The following is a 13,103-nucleotide window of genomic DNA, read 5'->3' on the forward strand; positions in this document are numbered from 1 at the left end:
TCTGTCATTCCCTGTTCCCTGCACCTCACTTTTTAGGGCTGGGGACAGTTATTGCCACGAGTCCAAGGGGCGACGGGGTCGCCCTGGGCGGCGCTTTCAGCGCCTGGGTTAGCGGGAGCCTTCTTCACCATCTTCCAGGTATGGACATGCGTGCATATTTTGTTTTCCTTACCGGTGATTGGCGACCAAATGCCATAAATACGAATCCCGTGATCGCCATAGGTTCCTGGTTCGACTGTCGGCTCGTAGGCGGTATGAATGAGGTAATTTTTGCGGGGAACAAGTACACCGCCCTGCTTCATGATGTAAGTGGCAAAACAGCCAACATCAGCAGCAGCGAGCACAGCGTCCAGTTTTGGATCCATAAGTACCGGAGCGCCCGGTTTGCTGGTTTTCATTGCACGAGTTGCCTGCGATGCGAACAATCGTAACTCGCGGTACGCCTGGCGGCCTGGAATCCCAAAAAAACGAAATTGTTGAACACGGTGCAACGATGCCCACGCAGTGACGTGCTCGGCACTATCACGTAGTGATTTACCCGTCTCCTTGCTGACGGTGTCACCCAGCCCACGCCCATCGATGTTTTTACTGACGTACTTTGCAATATAACTGGCCGGAGTCCCCTTTCGCGGGTCTATCAGCTTTGACTTGAAACGAGCGCCAGTGTTATTGCCAAGTTCGGCGCGATCTTCTCGGATAGCGAAACGACGCAGCAGCTCTGTGATTGCACGTCGATGTTTTTTGCGCATAAAACACAATAAATGCCAGTGCACAGTGCCATCGTGATGTGGTTCGGCTACGCGGACGCCGTACCAGCGCAGCTCTTTTTTGTGCATTGCCTTACGGAATGCCGCAAACGTATCAACCAGATAGTCGCTGCTTTTCCTAACTGTCGAGTGATCCCATGTAGGGTTAGGCTTCCCGTTCATCAGTGTGGCGTGGTACTTAGAAGGACAGGTGATGGTATAGAACATGGCGCAGTCGCCACGCATTTCAGCTATCAATTCCAGGCCTTTAACACAGGCCATCATCTCATTACGGCGGTGCGCTGGATTGCTGGCACTTGCAAGCACCACATCCTCCATGCTGAGCGTATCGCCATCTTCGTTAATCAGATCATGATTGCGGAAAAAATCCATCGCCTTACGGCGTTGTTCCCGCTTCTGCAACAGAATGTCATGGCTGACATAAGGTGATGCGTGCCGATGAACAAGGCACGCAGCCCGAAGCAACTCTTCCCGCCATTCGTTGCGGAGTTGCCACAGCTTACGTTGCCACCAGTCAGCACAACGCATACGGGCAAGCGCGCCCGGTATCAGCTCGTAATTAATCGGGTTGCGGCGATAATGTTTGCTGCGGAGCGCTTCATAACCCGGCGGGATAACATCAAGGCGTGACACTTCGGCCGCCACACGACGATAGAGCTCCAGTATTACGATGGGAGAAGCTAATTCATCGGTCAGCATCTCACCGCAAAGCTGGATAAAAATCATATCAATGTGCGCTGCGACCAGCGTTGAAAGCCGCTTAACCTCCCGCTGATTCAGTTCAGCAAGTCGAAGGAGTTGATCAAGGCTATCCCTGCCAGCCATGGCCTGGAATGACAGCGACGCCTGGTTAGCACGGACCTTGTCAATTCTCACTAATGAGGGAGTAATGACCTCATTCAGATAGGTAGGCAAATGGCGCGGATCTTCTGATTTTTCCAAATACTTAATCCTTGTTTCCAGCGGCTTGCGCAGGAAACCAGGCAAGCTGGCGACGTCATCACGAATCAGGGTAAGAGGATCAACACGATGGAGTTCTGCATGTCGCTTAGCCTTCTCAATCAGCACATCATTCAATTCGTCATAGTGCCAGGGATCGCAATGTGCAACAGAAAAGAGGTACTCTTCTGCTGCACGACTCATTGCTTCAGCCTGCTCGCGTTGATCGCTTTTATCCTGCTCATAAAGAGCAATCCAGACGGCCAGCGCAGATGGTTTCCGTGCAGGCGCATCAACAGCATAAGGGTTTACTGGCTGCTTTCTGGCATTCCAGCTCCATGCCAGGGATGTGGAGTCAGGCATAACTTACCTTCGAATCTTATTTTGCAAAACCAATGCCTCAACAAGCCGGCGCGCCAAACATTTCGGCATATGCCGCATCGCCCATCACCGCCCCACAGTCCGGGCAACCTCCACCACCAGAACGACCGCAACCGCCACACACGCGAATTACGCCAATCACTTCACTGGCCATATCGCGGGTTTTGGCGCTAACGGAACGTCGAACTCTGAAGGCGTGGAGATTGAAAGCGGAGTAGATCTGGCGTGTTTCTGGTGTGTCGCTATTCGAGATGACCGAGCGAGTTCCATGCTGGCGATTAACGTCCAGCAACGCCGTAACCAAAGCGCAGTGATCACCCAGGGTAAATGGCTTGCCGTAAGCGGTAAAATTGGCTGTTTTGCTAGTCGGGATGTACGGCGGATCGCAGTAAATCACAGAGTCCAGGCGGTTCCTTGCAACGTACGGAATAGAAGTACGAAAATCATTACAAAGAAAGAGCGCGTGAGTATCCCGCGCCTTTTCAGCAAACAAGCGCATTTCTGCTTCTGGAAAATAAGGCGCCTTATAGCTGCCAAATGGAACATTGAAACCGCCATCCCTGTTGGTGCGATAAAGCCCGTTAAAGCAGTGGCGGTTCAGGTATAAAAATGAGGCCGCCCACCGTACAACGTAATCATCTGCACACTCGTCATCCCACGACAGGTGGTTGAACAACTTGCGCTCTTCGTAATAGCTATCTTCGTTATTGCCATTTCTGAATACGTTCCTGGCGATCAGTATCAATCTTTCAGGGTCTTCCCTGAGCGCGCGGAAGAAATTGATCAATGCGCGATTGCTGTCACAAAGCACATAGCGGCGGTATTCCGTATTCATAAAGACTGTGCCACTGCCTACAAAGGGCTCAATCAAGCAATCGGCTTTAGGTAAGTGCTTCAGCAGCTCCGGCAACACGCGGGTTTTACCGCCAGCCCACTTAAGAGGTGACTTAATCATTTGCGGCATTCCTGGTTATAGGTTTCATGGGTCATCAGTCGCCACTGCTTACCACCGTTTTTGCTGAGCAAACGCCAACGGAGGCCAATGCGGATCACGAGATAGGCGTGTGGCTTGACGCGGGTGTAATTACGCTGTCCACGAGCAAAGCAATTCAGGGCGGCAAGCGCCCTCTTACAAACCGGCAACGGCGCGTTACAAACAACAGATAAATGCGAATGCATGGCGGCCCTCACAGCGATCCAATGTGTGGGGAGGTTAAGCGCTGCCAGATTTCGCAGACTTGCTCCGCTTGATATCGCGCGTCAGTGAGCGTGTAACATGCCAGGGCGCTTCTCGCATGAGGCGCATAGTCTGTGGCAGCAGCAAGGTCGAGAAGTGAACGAATGCAGCGGTATTTTGTGCCTTCAGGTAAAATGCCTGACACCTCTAAGCGATCCACGGCATAACGAAGTGAAACCAGTTTTTCCGGGGCATCTTTGAACCATACGAATAACGCCGCGTTCCGGGGACAGGTGTTGTCGGCGATGAAAGAAGCAAGGCTGCAAAGTGCATCTTCTTCAGCTTCGGTTGCGCTCATTACTTCGGCGCGCCAGTGAGAGTCTTTTTTCATCCAATCGAATGCCGTACTAATGCTGATACGGCCCTTCAAGCTTTCAGATTTACGAATGTCTATCGAAGAATAAAAAACCTTTCCGATCTGCCCTGTTGAGGGCTCAAAAAACACAGCTTCAATGGCACACAGAGGTGATGACGGTTTCTTATTAACGTTAATCAAATCGATCATTACGTGATTCATGGTCTACTGCCCTCGCTGGTGATTGTTTCGTGGTTGGCTATCCACTGCTCAAGTGCTGAATAAATCTCTTCGGGGGTAAGGCCTTGCTCTTTCAGCAGGCCCATACGGATGCGCAGCAATCCGAGTAAATGGGCGCGCTCGCCTTTGCGCGCATTGGTGCTGATTCCCATAAACTCTGGATCGCTAATTCCGCCTTCCGGCTTTATTGACGTAACCGACATGCAACCTCCTGAAAAAGGCAAAACAAATCCCCGGCAAAATGAATGCCGTTATTTTTAAAGCGGGTTAATTAATTGTTTGGACGCGATTTTCTTTTAATCTGCTTAAATATCCTTTCATGCCAGTAATACATGAAATCAATAAAGGTCATTCGCGCGCGATCGTGATTACCGCGAATTGCTTTTTCGAGCCCGTAAATTATTAAATCTTTAGACGGGCTTTTTGAGCTAATTGTGATACGAGCACCATTTTTTAGATGTACAGTGAACCCCTGCTCGGCACTTTCCACTGCTTCTCGAATCAGCATTTCCTGTTCCCAAGATGTTTTTTCTTCGGTGAACATGGCGTACTCCGATGATCAGTTAAAGCGAGGGGGCTCCAGCCGCCAGGAGGCTCTAGCTCCCAGTTTCAGGTGTTCCAGGATCTCCGGGGTAACTTCTACGGTTACCGCCTGCGGCTGAACAAACTTCATAGCCTTCTTCAGTTGCTCAGCATCCAGAGATAGCAGGTCGTATGGTTTAGGGATATCACCATCGGTCACGGAAATAATGATGTTGCGGAGTTCTTCAAGAGTGCATTCATCATTCTCGCCTTGAAGCATTGCGAAATGATAAAGGTGGGATACGCCGTGGCGTAAAAGCTGGAGAGAGTAATCATGATTCCATTCCAGAAACTCTTTATTGAAATGGAAGCATTGTAAAAGTGAGTTAATTTTGTCTGCATATTCGAGTTTCATTTTCGCCCCTAGAGATTAAAAAGCAATAAACCGCTTTTTACTCATGATTCTGTCAATCGTTCGGCATGCTTCTGATAAAGCAAAGTCAATGCCGTAATAATGGCCTGTGTGCGTAATTTGATAGCGCTGGCGGTTGTACGGCTTTTTGCGTGGGAGTTTCAGAATAGTAAAACCACAGTAAAGGCTGGTTTTGCTATTGAGTTGTGATACTGATCCGCGGCTACCGTTCTTCATGTTTCCTCTCCTGAAACCGGCTATCGACCTGGCTCACCGAGACCAAGCCACATCAACCACCCTTCCCTGATCTCCTTTGGACGACTTTCGTAGGCCAGTTTCATGCCGTTGTTCCAGGCTGGAAGGTAAACCCAGTATTCGCCGGCACGGCCAGAAGTAGACTGGGGATCGGTCATCTCGATTACAGGAAGCTTCCCTTTTTCGATCATGCCCTTCACCGCAGCAGGGGTTTTCCCGATGAGTCTGGCGAACTCCTGATAAGGCACAGCATCCGTGCTACTTACAAGCTGTTTGCTCATCTGTTACATTCTCCTTTAGGGTAATTAATTGCTCTTAATGGGTTTTAATTGCCCGTTAAGACACTTGCTCAAATGAAAATTTATTATCCATACGCGTAATATTTTCCCAAAGAGGTTTTTATGTCAATCCCTATTTCAGAGAAGTTGAAGCTTATCAGGGAGTCAGAACGGCTTAATCGTAGGCAATTCAGCGAGTTAACAGGAGTAATTTACAGCACACTTTCTGGCTATGAGGCTGGTACAAAAAGTGCGAGCCTTGAACCAATCATGAAAATCTTCCAACACCCTAGATTTGTGAAATACACACTGTGGTTTATGACCGATCAGGTTTCGCCTGAAGCCGGTCAAATCGCACCGGCCCTCGCACACTTTGGGCAAGACTTAACAACCTCGCAGCACTCAGACCAAAAGACTGGTTAACAATTAACCAGTCCTACATACATTTCAAATGTCTATTATTGGTCGAAAAGTATTCATCACATAATTGCAACGCGTTGAGGCCGAAAGGCAAACGCACCCATCGGAGGGTTTTCTTATGACTATTAAGAAACTCGATGATGGTCGATATGAAGTGGACATCAGGCCTGCTGGTCGCAATGGAAAGCGTATCCGCAGGAAGTTTGATAAGAAAAGTGAAGCGGTAGCTTTCGAGAAGCATACCCAGTTCAACCACCACACCAAAGAATGGTTATCAAAACCGACGGATAAGCGGCATCTGTCTGAACTGATACAGCTTTGGTGGAATTTGAAAGGCAAGCATGAGGAGCACGGTCGGATAAACCGCAACAAGTTAGATATTTTTTGCAGGATTACCGACGATCCTTGTGCTTTTCAGATTACAAAAGCGCTGATTAGTCAGTATTACGCGGCAAGAAGAAGCCAGGGCATTAAAGCTTCCACCATTAACCGTGATCTCAACAGCATCAGTGGCATGTTCACAGCGCTTATCGAGGCCGAGTTGTTTTCGGGTGAACATCCGATCAGAGGGCGGAAGAAGTTGAAAGAAGATGTCCCAGAAACTGGCTATCTGACAGAGGACGAAATCAAGCACTTGCTCTTTAAACTGGATGGCGACAACAAGAAGATAGCTGTTCTCTGTTTAAGTACTGGTGCTCGCTGGGGCGAAGCGGCTCGACTCAAGGCGGAACACATCATACAGAACCGTGTGACGTTCGTTAAAACCAAGAGTAACAAGCAGCGGACTGTTCCTGTTTCAGCGGAAGTGGCAAAACTCATAGCTGATGGTAAGCGAGGGTTGTTATTTGGTAAGGCGTCTTATTCTGACTTCAGGCAGATACTCAGGGAAGTAAAACCTGATCTTCCGACCGGCCAGGCGACGCATGCACTACGCCACAGTTTCGCGACGCACTTTATGATTAATGGGGGAAGCATCATTACGTTACAGAGGATCCTTGGGCATGCGCGAATTGAGCAAACTATGGCCTACGCTCATTTTGCGCCGGAATACCTTCAGGACGCGATCTCACTTAACCCGTTGCGAGGTGGCGCTGATGTGCGAAATGTCCACATAATGTCCACAGATGGGTAATGTGTTATGGCTTTCAACGGTCTTGCGTGCCGCGCAATCCCGCATTGCACCGTTGAAAGCCGTTATATCTGCGATGGCTAACGCACCCGACGGGGCTTTTTTTCCCCGCTGCGATCGCAGGTATTCCCTTCATTAATGTGTTAAATTTGTTGTATCTATGTTTACTCTTCGTTGGTAGCCGTTTTCCAGCATAAATGACTGACGGCCCCACCCGCGATCGGGAGCCGTACATTCATGTCAGATTTTATTCTTGCTCGCGTCTCGCAAACGCTCGCCACTGAACATTCTCTCGAAATGTTAGTCAGGCAGCTGCTTGAGATGCTGGAGCTTGTGACCAGAATGGAGTCAACTTATCTGACTCGTATTGATTTAAAAGCGCAGCGCCAGCTGGTGCTGTACGCGCATAACAGCAGCGAAATGCAGATCCCGGAAGGGTTTTCGGTGCCGTGGAATGAGTCGCTGTGTAAACGTGCAATCGATGATAACTGCCAGTTCAGTAACGATGTCAACACCCGCTGGCCGTCGTGCATCGCTGCTCAGGGGCTGGGGATTATCACCTTCTTCAGCATTCCCGTGCGCCTCGCCGATGGCTCGCTGTACGGCACATTATGTGCAACCAGCCGCAATAAGCAGCCCTATAACCTCGAAGGCGAGCAGGTGATGGCGCTGTTTGCCAACTTAATTTCTCACTATGTTGAGAAAGAGACGCTGGTTGATCAGCTTCGCGCCGCCAACGTCGCGCTGGAAATGCACTCCTATACCGACGAGCTGACCGGTTTAGCCAATCGCCGGGCGCTGTTTAAGCATCTGTCGTCAATGTTTCCCCGCGAGCGCGAGCAGCAGCGCAATCTGCTGATGATCTTTATCGACCTTGACGATTTTAAAGCGATAAACGATCGCTTTGGTCATCAGTGCGGGGACAGCTTTTTGATCCAGATTGGCGAACGGCTGAAGGCGCATATTCGCCAGGGAGACCTGGTGGGACGTCTCGGCGGTGATGAGTTTTTAGTCGTCGGCACCGAACTGGACACGCTGCAGCAACAGTCCTTTGTTGCGACCCTGCGGCAGGCCTTATGTGGAGTTTACTTTCTTGGCGAACACCGAATTAACTATCCTGGCGCCAGTTTTGGTATCACAGAGGTAAATCCCCAGATTCTGGATGTCGAAAGTGCGCTGCGCGCTGCGGATGACGCTATGTATCAGGATAAAAAGTCCCGGCGGCGGGATTCCTTTCTGAATATTGATTAAAACCTGGCGGCGATATCCAGTATGATAGCGAGGTTTTCCGGTAAGCTGTTGCGATGCGGCGGCTTAATGGTTTTGTGGCAGGACAGGTCATATTTTTAGCTTCAGGGGTAACATCATGAGATTGGGTATTCTTTTCCCGGTGGCCATTTTTATCGTCGCCGTTGTTTTTCTCGGTTGGTTTTTCGTCGGCGGCTACGCGGCTCCGGGCGGCGCGTAATGAAAAAAAGCACCATTCTGATGATTATCATCGCGATCGTTGCCCTGGCCGGCGTTCAGTTTGGCTGGTGGTAGCATCGGCGGTCGGGGATCGTTCGTCAGAGCGTTATTGCGGAGTTATCCTATCCACTCAATAAGTTAACGCTATACACTCACTTCATCAGCCGACTCCGCACGCTCTTTGCCCGCGGACGGTGGACAACGGAGAAGTGAGAAATGAAAAAACCGATCGTGTTATCGTTGATTCTTGCGCTATGCACGCTGTTATCGGGATGTATTGTTGACGACGGCTATCACCACAGGCACCACCACCATCATCATTATGACGGCCGCGGCTGGTGACGGAAGGGTTAAGCAGGGCGAACGCGCGTTCGCCCCATAGCCTTAGTCCTGACGGTCAGAACCTAAAAAGAAGAAGCCCAGCGGAATGGAAAACAGCAGCGTGAACACGATGCTGTACACGGTCACCATCGCCCCCTGCAGGAAAAACATCGATGTGCTCCATTCGGAGTACGGCATATTGTATTCGCTAACGACCCCGCCAAACGTTGCGCGGCCCACCACGGTAAGCGCGATGGCAAACACAATCCCTATCGACAAGAAGAATTTCTTGCTGTTTTTGTTGCTGATGAGCTTTTGCAGAATCATCCGGGTTCCCTTTTCTCTGACCGATAATCGGCTGTATATGTAACATCAATGCAATAAAAATTGAAGGGTTTTTGTTACAAGCCAGAGGATAAAGCTATCAGGCCGGAATCACTACCGGCCAGCGGTTTACGATTGCAGGGTTGCCAGGCGCGCAGCAAAGCCGACAAACACCAGACCAATCAGACTGTTGCCGATTTTTGCCAGTTTCTTTCTGGTCTTCACGTAGCGCGTCACGAACGAGCCGGACAGGATCAGGAAGCTCATATACATAAAGCTAATCACTTCCAGCGTCAGCGCGAGGATAAAGAACGCCAGTCCGGGTGTTGTCGCGTTAACGTCGATGAACTGCACGAAAAAAGAGACATAGAAAAGAATGGCTTTGGGATTGGTCAGGCTAAGCGTCAGCGAGCGTTTCAGAATCGCGCTTCCCGGTTCAGCCCCGGCGTCCGCGTGCCCTTCCCGCTGAGTCAGAACGGAATAGAGCATCTTGCCACCCAGCCACAGCAGGTAAATCGCCCCCAGATAACGAACGATATTAAACAGCACCGGCGTGGTCTTAATCAGGGTCGCAACGCCGGCAAACGCCAGCAGCATCAGCACCGCGTCGCCGATGAACACGCCAGCCGCCGCCAGATAGCCCTTTTTAACGCCGTGTGCGATACCGGTTTTCAGAACAAAAAAGGTATTAGGGCCGGGCACCAGGATGATAAAAATAGCCCCGACCAGATAGGTCAGATAATTCAACACACCAAACTCAGCGAACACGCTGCACTCCTTCGCTTTCAACAAAAAACATGATCGCGCTCACGTTAACGCAACTGCCGCGATTTTGAAAGCGCTTACGGTGCTTGTTGGCTTAGTAGAGTGAGCCTTCGCCCAGCGGGCGGGTTTTGAAGCGCCGATGTACCCACAGATATTGCTCCGGCGCGCGCAGAATCTCTTTTTCAATCACCCGGTTGATATAGCTGGCCGCATCCTGTTTATCTTCGCCAGGATAGTCATTCAGCACATCGCTGATGTACAGGGTGTAACCTTTACGGTCCATCTTACGCACCATACTGATGCTCAGCATCTTCGCACCGGAGAGACGCGACAGGACGTAGGTGCCGTTTGTCGTCGCCGCCTGAGGGACGGAGAAGAACGGCGCAAACACGCTGCCTTTCGGGCCATAGTCCTGATCCGGGGCGAACCATACCGCCTCGCCGGCTTTCAGCGCGTGCACCAGACCAGATAAATTGCGGCGATCGATCATCGCTTTATTCGAACGCAGGCGTCCGCGGGTTTGCACCCACTCCATCAGCGGGCTGTTGTGCGGGCGATAGGTCGCCATCATCGGCCGACACAGACCCATGGTACGGCCACCGAGTTCCAGCGACATAAAGTGCACGCCAACAACCATAACACCCTGCCCGGCGCTTAACGCTTTGCTCAGATTCTCAAAGCCTTCAACGTCGAACCATTTTTTAACCCGCTCGTCGCTCCAGAACCAGGCCATACCGGTTTCGATAAGTCCCATGCCCAGCGACATAAAATTCTGCTCAATCATCTTTTCCCGCGCTTGCGGTGACATGTCCGGAAAACAGAGTTCAAGATTACGTCGGGCAATATGTTCGCGGCGCTTAAGGAAGCGGCGTGACGCCTTGCCTGCGCTGGTGCCGATGATGTGTAACAGAGGATAAGGCAATTGCACGATTAACCAGAGAATGGCAAGGCCAAACCAGGTCCCCCAGTTGCGAGGGTGCAGAAGACTTTTATTAAAAGCGCAAGGCATGATTTTTCCTGTAAACGTCTATAAATGAGTAGCGCTTAAGGAAAAAACGAAGTCCATTCATCAGTCGTTAGGCGGTACGTATAGCAACTATGACAATAGTAATCCGGCTAAATTCACTCCGGCAAGTAAAAAACACCTCCGCGGTGAAAAAAGCATAATACCCTCATAGTTGTAACAGAATGTAAAATAAAAAAGAAGATCCCATTACAAATATTTACTGTGACAACCCTTTTCTCGCTAATTATTTCGATCCGCTGATTGCACATTATTAAATCAATTTGTACTCTTCAGCGTCATATTGCTTCGCAGCCCCTGCCGTCACTGGCCGGCAACAACTTACCCACCCTGTCATCCTGCCCGAGGCGACGCGGTGGTAAAAAGTATAAACGTTGCTAAAGAATCGCGGCAATCAATATAACGCATCTCCATATATCAGAGTCAGAATCTATAAAACAGTATGCAACATATCTTTTCATTCCTTTTCTATATATCAAATAAGAATCACCTTATTTTATAAATCCGCACAATGTCTGGCGCTTTCGCTAAATAAATCATCCACTATTCGTTTACAACGAAAAATTACCCTTTTTTATCCCCGACCTTCAATGATAAGCCGCCCGTAACACGGGCCGGAGACCTGATGCCGTGAAATCAACAACATTTTCTAATCGCAACAGTCACTTATTGAAATTATTGTTGGCACGACCCATTTTTGCGCCGCCTTTTAATTGTAATGATAACCATTCTCATATTAACATGTCGCTATTGATAACCTGTTTTGAACCCGCTTATGTCTCAGCTTTCCGCCACCACGCCGTTCACGCTCGCGTCTCTGTATCAAGCCCATCACGGCTGGCTGACAACCTGGTTAACCGGCAAGCTGCAATCCGCCTTTGACGCCGATGATGTCACTCAGGATACCTTTCTGCGCGTGATGGGCAGCGAATCGCTGACGGCGATCCGCGATCCTAGATCCTTCCTGTGCACCATCGCCAGACGGGTGATGATCGATCTGTTTCGCCGTAACGCGCTGGAACGCGCGTGGCTGGAGATGCTTGCCCAGCTTCCGCAGGCCCTGGTCCCTTCGCCGGAGCGACAGCACATCCAGCTGGAGACGCTGCAGCAGGTCGATGCCATGCTTGATGGCCTGAGCCGGAAAGCCCGCGCGGCCTTTTTGCTTTCGCAGCTGGAGGGGCTGACGTATGCCGAGATTGCCGAACGCCTGATGGTATCGGTCAGCTCAGTAAAAAAATACGTCGCCAGAGCGACTGAGCACTGCCTGCTTTTTCGCCTGGAGAATGGCCTGTGAGTTCCGCATTAACCGAATCCCGTCGTCTGGCTCTGCGTTCCGCATCGCGCTGGTACGCGGTATTAAGCGATAGTCGCGTCAACCCCCGACAGGAGGTCCGCTGGCAACAGTGGTATGAACAAAGCCGCGATCACCAGTGGGCGTGGCAGCAGGTCGAAAACCTGCGCCAGCAGATGGGACAACTTCCCGGTCCCCTTGCCAGCCGGACGCTCAACGACAGTCGCCTGACGCGTCGCCAGGTGCTGAAAGGGCTGATGCTGCTGGTTGCCGTCGGCGGCGGCTGGCAGATGTGGAGCAGCGAACTGGCGGAAGGATTGCGCGCCGATTACCGCACGGCAAAAGGCATGCCCCTGCGGCAAACGCTCAGCGACGGCACTCTGCTGACGCTCAATACCGACAGCGCCGCCGATGTGCGCTTTGATGGCCACCAGCGCCTGATTCGCCTGCGCTACGGCGAAATTGCCATCACCACCGCCCGCGACCGCCGGCAACGACCGTTTCGCGTCCAGACCCGCGACGGTTTACTCACCGCGCTGGGCACCGAATTTACCGTCCGCCAGTTTGCCCGTGACACGCGCCTGACGGTGCAACAGCACGCCGTCGAGGCGCTGCTGCCAGACGGACAGCGCAAGATTGTCCACGCGGGCGAGAGCCTGTGGTTTACCCGCGATGCCTTCACCCGCCTTCAGGCGCTCAACAGCAGCGACGCCAGCTGGACGCAGGGCGTCCTCAGCTTCCGCGATCGTCCGCTGCATGAAGTGCTCGCCACACTCTCCCGCTATCGCCCCGGGATCTTACGCTGCGATCCCGCCGTCGCCGGTTTGCGTCTGAGCGGCACCTTTCCGCTGGGCGACACCGATGCGATTTTGCACATCATCGCGCAGACCCTGCCGGTAAAACTGCAATTTGCCACCCGCTACTGGGTCACTGTCATCGCAGCCTGAGAAAAAAAAAACAAAAAATTTGCCTTCTCCATTGTCCCTTTTCACCCGCTCGTTCGACTTAACAGGTGATGACAACCAAAAACGATTGT

The 13,103-nt window shown here is 51.2% G+C and carries 19 protein-coding genes; 7 read left to right on the forward strand and 12 right to left on the reverse strand.

The features are described from left to right. Positions 1-32: 32 nt before the first annotated feature. The 9 genes from Q1L34_RS16010 to Q1L34_RS16045 all read right to left on the reverse strand — a co-directional run bounded on the left by Q1L34_RS16010 (position 33) and on the right by Q1L34_RS16045 (position 5,329). Entirely contained in the window at positions 33-2,069 is a 2,037-nt protein-coding gene (locus Q1L34_RS16010; RefSeq protein WP_327204151.1) for a replication endonuclease, read from the reverse strand. Positions 2,070-2,106: 37 nt separating this feature from the next. Continuing rightward, on the reverse strand, positions 2,107-3,042 hold the full coding sequence (locus tag Q1L34_RS16015) for a DNA adenine methylase (RefSeq protein WP_327204152.1): 936 nt from the start codon (positions 3,040-3,042) through the stop codon (positions 2,107-2,109). Continuing rightward, positions 3,039-3,266, reverse strand: a complete 228-nt coding sequence (locus Q1L34_RS28485; protein WP_004131528.1) for a ParE family toxin-like protein — start codon at positions 3,264-3,266, stop codon at positions 3,039-3,041. The genes Q1L34_RS16015 and Q1L34_RS28485 overlap by 4 nt, the downstream gene beginning before the upstream one ends. A gap of 8 nt (positions 3,267-3,274) precedes the next feature. Then, entirely contained in the window at positions 3,275-3,829 is a 555-nt protein-coding gene (locus Q1L34_RS16020) for a 3'-5' exonuclease (RefSeq protein ID WP_327204153.1), read from the reverse strand. 8 nt (positions 3,830-3,837) lie between these two features. Continuing rightward, positions 3,838-4,062, reverse strand: a complete 225-nt coding sequence (locus Q1L34_RS16025) for a hypothetical protein (RefSeq protein WP_004213098.1) — start codon at positions 4,060-4,062, stop codon at positions 3,838-3,840. Positions 4,063-4,130: 68 nt separating this feature from the next. Next, positions 4,131-4,403, reverse strand: coding sequence for a hypothetical protein (locus tag Q1L34_RS16030; RefSeq protein WP_004213097.1), 273 nt, complete (start codon positions 4,401-4,403; stop codon positions 4,131-4,133). 15 nt (positions 4,404-4,418) lie between these two features. Then, positions 4,419-4,796 carry a hypothetical protein gene (locus tag Q1L34_RS16035; RefSeq protein ID WP_032432798.1) on the reverse strand — a complete coding sequence of 126 codons (378 nt, stop codon included), beginning with the start codon at positions 4,794-4,796 and terminating at the stop codon, positions 4,419-4,421. 15 nt (positions 4,797-4,811) lie between these two features. Beyond that, a complete protein-coding gene (locus tag Q1L34_RS16040; RefSeq protein WP_004131515.1) occupies positions 4,812-5,030 on the reverse strand; it encodes a hypothetical protein in 219 nt (72 codons plus the stop codon). A 20-nt stretch (positions 5,031-5,050) separates the two neighbouring features. After that, complete coding sequence (locus Q1L34_RS16045) at positions 5,051-5,329, reverse strand: regulatory phage cox family protein (RefSeq protein WP_020806130.1); 279 nt, start codon at positions 5,327-5,329, stop codon at positions 5,051-5,053. Between the two features lie 120 nt (positions 5,330-5,449). Here Q1L34_RS16045 and Q1L34_RS16050 point away from each other — a divergent pair, with 120 nt between their 5' ends. The 5 genes from Q1L34_RS16050 to Q1L34_RS16070 all read left to right on the forward strand — a co-directional run bounded on the left by Q1L34_RS16050 (position 5,450) and on the right by Q1L34_RS16070 (position 8,684). Next, positions 5,450-5,749: a helix-turn-helix domain-containing protein gene (locus tag Q1L34_RS16050; RefSeq protein WP_004213095.1), complete on the forward strand. Its 300-nt coding sequence runs from the start codon at positions 5,450-5,452 to the stop codon at positions 5,747-5,749. Positions 5,750-5,864: 115 nt separating this feature from the next. After that, entirely contained in the window at positions 5,865-6,878 is a 1,014-nt protein-coding gene (locus tag Q1L34_RS16055; protein ID WP_032414463.1) for a phage integrase, read from the forward strand. A 234-nt stretch (positions 6,879-7,112) separates the two neighbouring features. Continuing rightward, entirely contained in the window at positions 7,113-8,126 is a 1,014-nt protein-coding gene (locus Q1L34_RS16060; protein ID WP_327204154.1) for a sensor domain-containing diguanylate cyclase, read from the forward strand. 115 nt (positions 8,127-8,241) lie between these two features. Continuing rightward, on the forward strand, positions 8,242-8,343 hold the full coding sequence (locus Q1L34_RS16065; RefSeq protein WP_004101234.1) for a YoaK family small membrane protein: 102 nt from the start codon (positions 8,242-8,244) through the stop codon (positions 8,341-8,343). A gap of 215 nt (positions 8,344-8,558) precedes the next feature. After that, positions 8,559-8,684, forward strand: a complete 126-nt coding sequence (locus Q1L34_RS16070) for a hypothetical protein (RefSeq protein WP_088911622.1) — start codon at positions 8,559-8,561, stop codon at positions 8,682-8,684. Positions 8,685-8,726: 42 nt separating this feature from the next. Here Q1L34_RS16070 and Q1L34_RS16075 read toward each other — a convergent pair whose 3' ends face one another. The 3 genes from Q1L34_RS16075 to lpxP form a co-directional block, all read right to left on the reverse strand. Continuing rightward, complete coding sequence (locus Q1L34_RS16075) at positions 8,727-8,990, reverse strand: DUF2534 family protein (protein ID WP_004860746.1); 264 nt, start codon at positions 8,988-8,990, stop codon at positions 8,727-8,729. A gap of 126 nt (positions 8,991-9,116) precedes the next feature. Continuing rightward, positions 9,117-9,755: a leucine efflux protein LeuE gene (gene leuE, locus Q1L34_RS16080; protein WP_015584612.1), complete on the reverse strand. Its 639-nt coding sequence runs from the start codon at positions 9,753-9,755 to the stop codon at positions 9,117-9,119. A 91-nt stretch (positions 9,756-9,846) separates the two neighbouring features. Then, positions 9,847-10,761: a kdo(2)-lipid IV(A) palmitoleoyltransferase gene (gene lpxP / locus Q1L34_RS16085; protein ID WP_004860740.1), complete on the reverse strand. Its 915-nt coding sequence runs from the start codon at positions 10,759-10,761 to the stop codon at positions 9,847-9,849. A gap of 790 nt (positions 10,762-11,551) precedes the next feature. On the opposite strand from lpxP, the gene fecI reads away from it, so the two are divergent. Both fecI and fecR read left to right on the forward strand, forming a co-directional pair. Further along, on the forward strand, positions 11,552-12,070 hold the full coding sequence (fecI, locus tag Q1L34_RS16090; RefSeq protein WP_015584613.1) for a ferric citrate uptake sigma factor FecI: 519 nt from the start codon (positions 11,552-11,554) through the stop codon (positions 12,068-12,070). Then, the gene (gene fecR, locus Q1L34_RS16095) at positions 12,067-13,014 is read left to right on the forward strand and encodes a ferric citrate uptake sigma factor regulator FecR (protein ID WP_069476029.1); all 948 of its coding nucleotides are present in this window, start codon (positions 12,067-12,069) and stop codon (positions 13,012-13,014) included. Before fecI ends, fecR begins: the two co-directional genes overlap by 4 nt. The last annotated feature ends 89 nt before the right edge of the window (positions 13,015-13,103 follow it).

The organism is Klebsiella ornithinolytica (genome assembly GCF_030505655.1).
Taxonomy (GTDB): domain Bacteria; phylum Pseudomonadota; class Gammaproteobacteria; order Enterobacterales; family Enterobacteriaceae; genus Klebsiella; species Klebsiella ornithinolytica.

Coding starts and splice junctions, on each gene's coding strand:
- Q1L34_RS16045 (WP_020806130.1), bottom strand. CDS start 5,329: ATGAGCAAACAGCTTGTAAGTAGCACGGATGCTGTGCCTTATCAGGAG.
- Q1L34_RS16030 (WP_004213097.1), bottom strand. CDS start 4,403: ATGTTCACCGAAGAAAAAACATCTTGGGAACAGGAAATGCTGATTCGA.
- fecI (WP_015584613.1), top strand. CDS start 11,552: ATGTCTCAGCTTTCCGCCACCACGCCGTTCACGCTCGCGTCTCTGTAT.
- Q1L34_RS28485 (WP_004131528.1), bottom strand. CDS start 3,266: ATGCATTCGCATTTATCTGTTGTTTGTAACGCGCCGTTGCCGGTTTGT.
- Q1L34_RS16040 (WP_004131515.1), bottom strand. CDS start 5,030: ATGAAGAACGGTAGCCGCGGATCAGTATCACAACTCAATAGCAAAACC.
- Q1L34_RS16050 (WP_004213095.1), top strand. CDS start 5,450: ATGTCAATCCCTATTTCAGAGAAGTTGAAGCTTATCAGGGAGTCAGAA.
- Q1L34_RS16015 (WP_327204152.1), bottom strand. CDS start 3,042: ATGATTAAGTCACCTCTTAAGTGGGCTGGCGGTAAAACCCGCGTGTTG.
- Q1L34_RS16025 (WP_004213098.1), bottom strand. CDS start 4,062: ATGTCGGTTACGTCAATAAAGCCGGAAGGCGGAATTAGCGATCCAGAG.
- Q1L34_RS16010 (WP_327204151.1), bottom strand. CDS start 2,069: ATGCCTGACTCCACATCCCTGGCATGGAGCTGGAATGCCAGAAAGCAG.
- Q1L34_RS16065 (WP_004101234.1), top strand. CDS start 8,242: ATGAGATTGGGTATTCTTTTCCCGGTGGCCATTTTTATCGTCGCCGTT.
- Q1L34_RS16055 (WP_032414463.1), top strand. CDS start 5,865: ATGACTATTAAGAAACTCGATGATGGTCGATATGAAGTGGACATCAGG.
- Q1L34_RS16035 (WP_032432798.1), bottom strand. CDS start 4,796: ATGAAACTCGAATATGCAGACAAAATTAACTCACTTTTACAATGCTTC.
- lpxP (WP_004860740.1), bottom strand. CDS start 10,761: ATGCCTTGCGCTTTTAATAAAAGTCTTCTGCACCCTCGCAACTGGGGG.
- Q1L34_RS16075 (WP_004860746.1), bottom strand. CDS start 8,990: ATGATTCTGCAAAAGCTCATCAGCAACAAAAACAGCAAGAAATTCTTC.
- Q1L34_RS16020 (WP_327204153.1), bottom strand. CDS start 3,829: ATGATCGATTTGATTAACGTTAATAAGAAACCGTCATCACCTCTGTGT.
- Q1L34_RS16060 (WP_327204154.1), top strand. CDS start 7,113: ATGTCAGATTTTATTCTTGCTCGCGTCTCGCAAACGCTCGCCACTGAA.
- Q1L34_RS16070 (WP_088911622.1), top strand. CDS start 8,559: ATGAAAAAACCGATCGTGTTATCGTTGATTCTTGCGCTATGCACGCTG.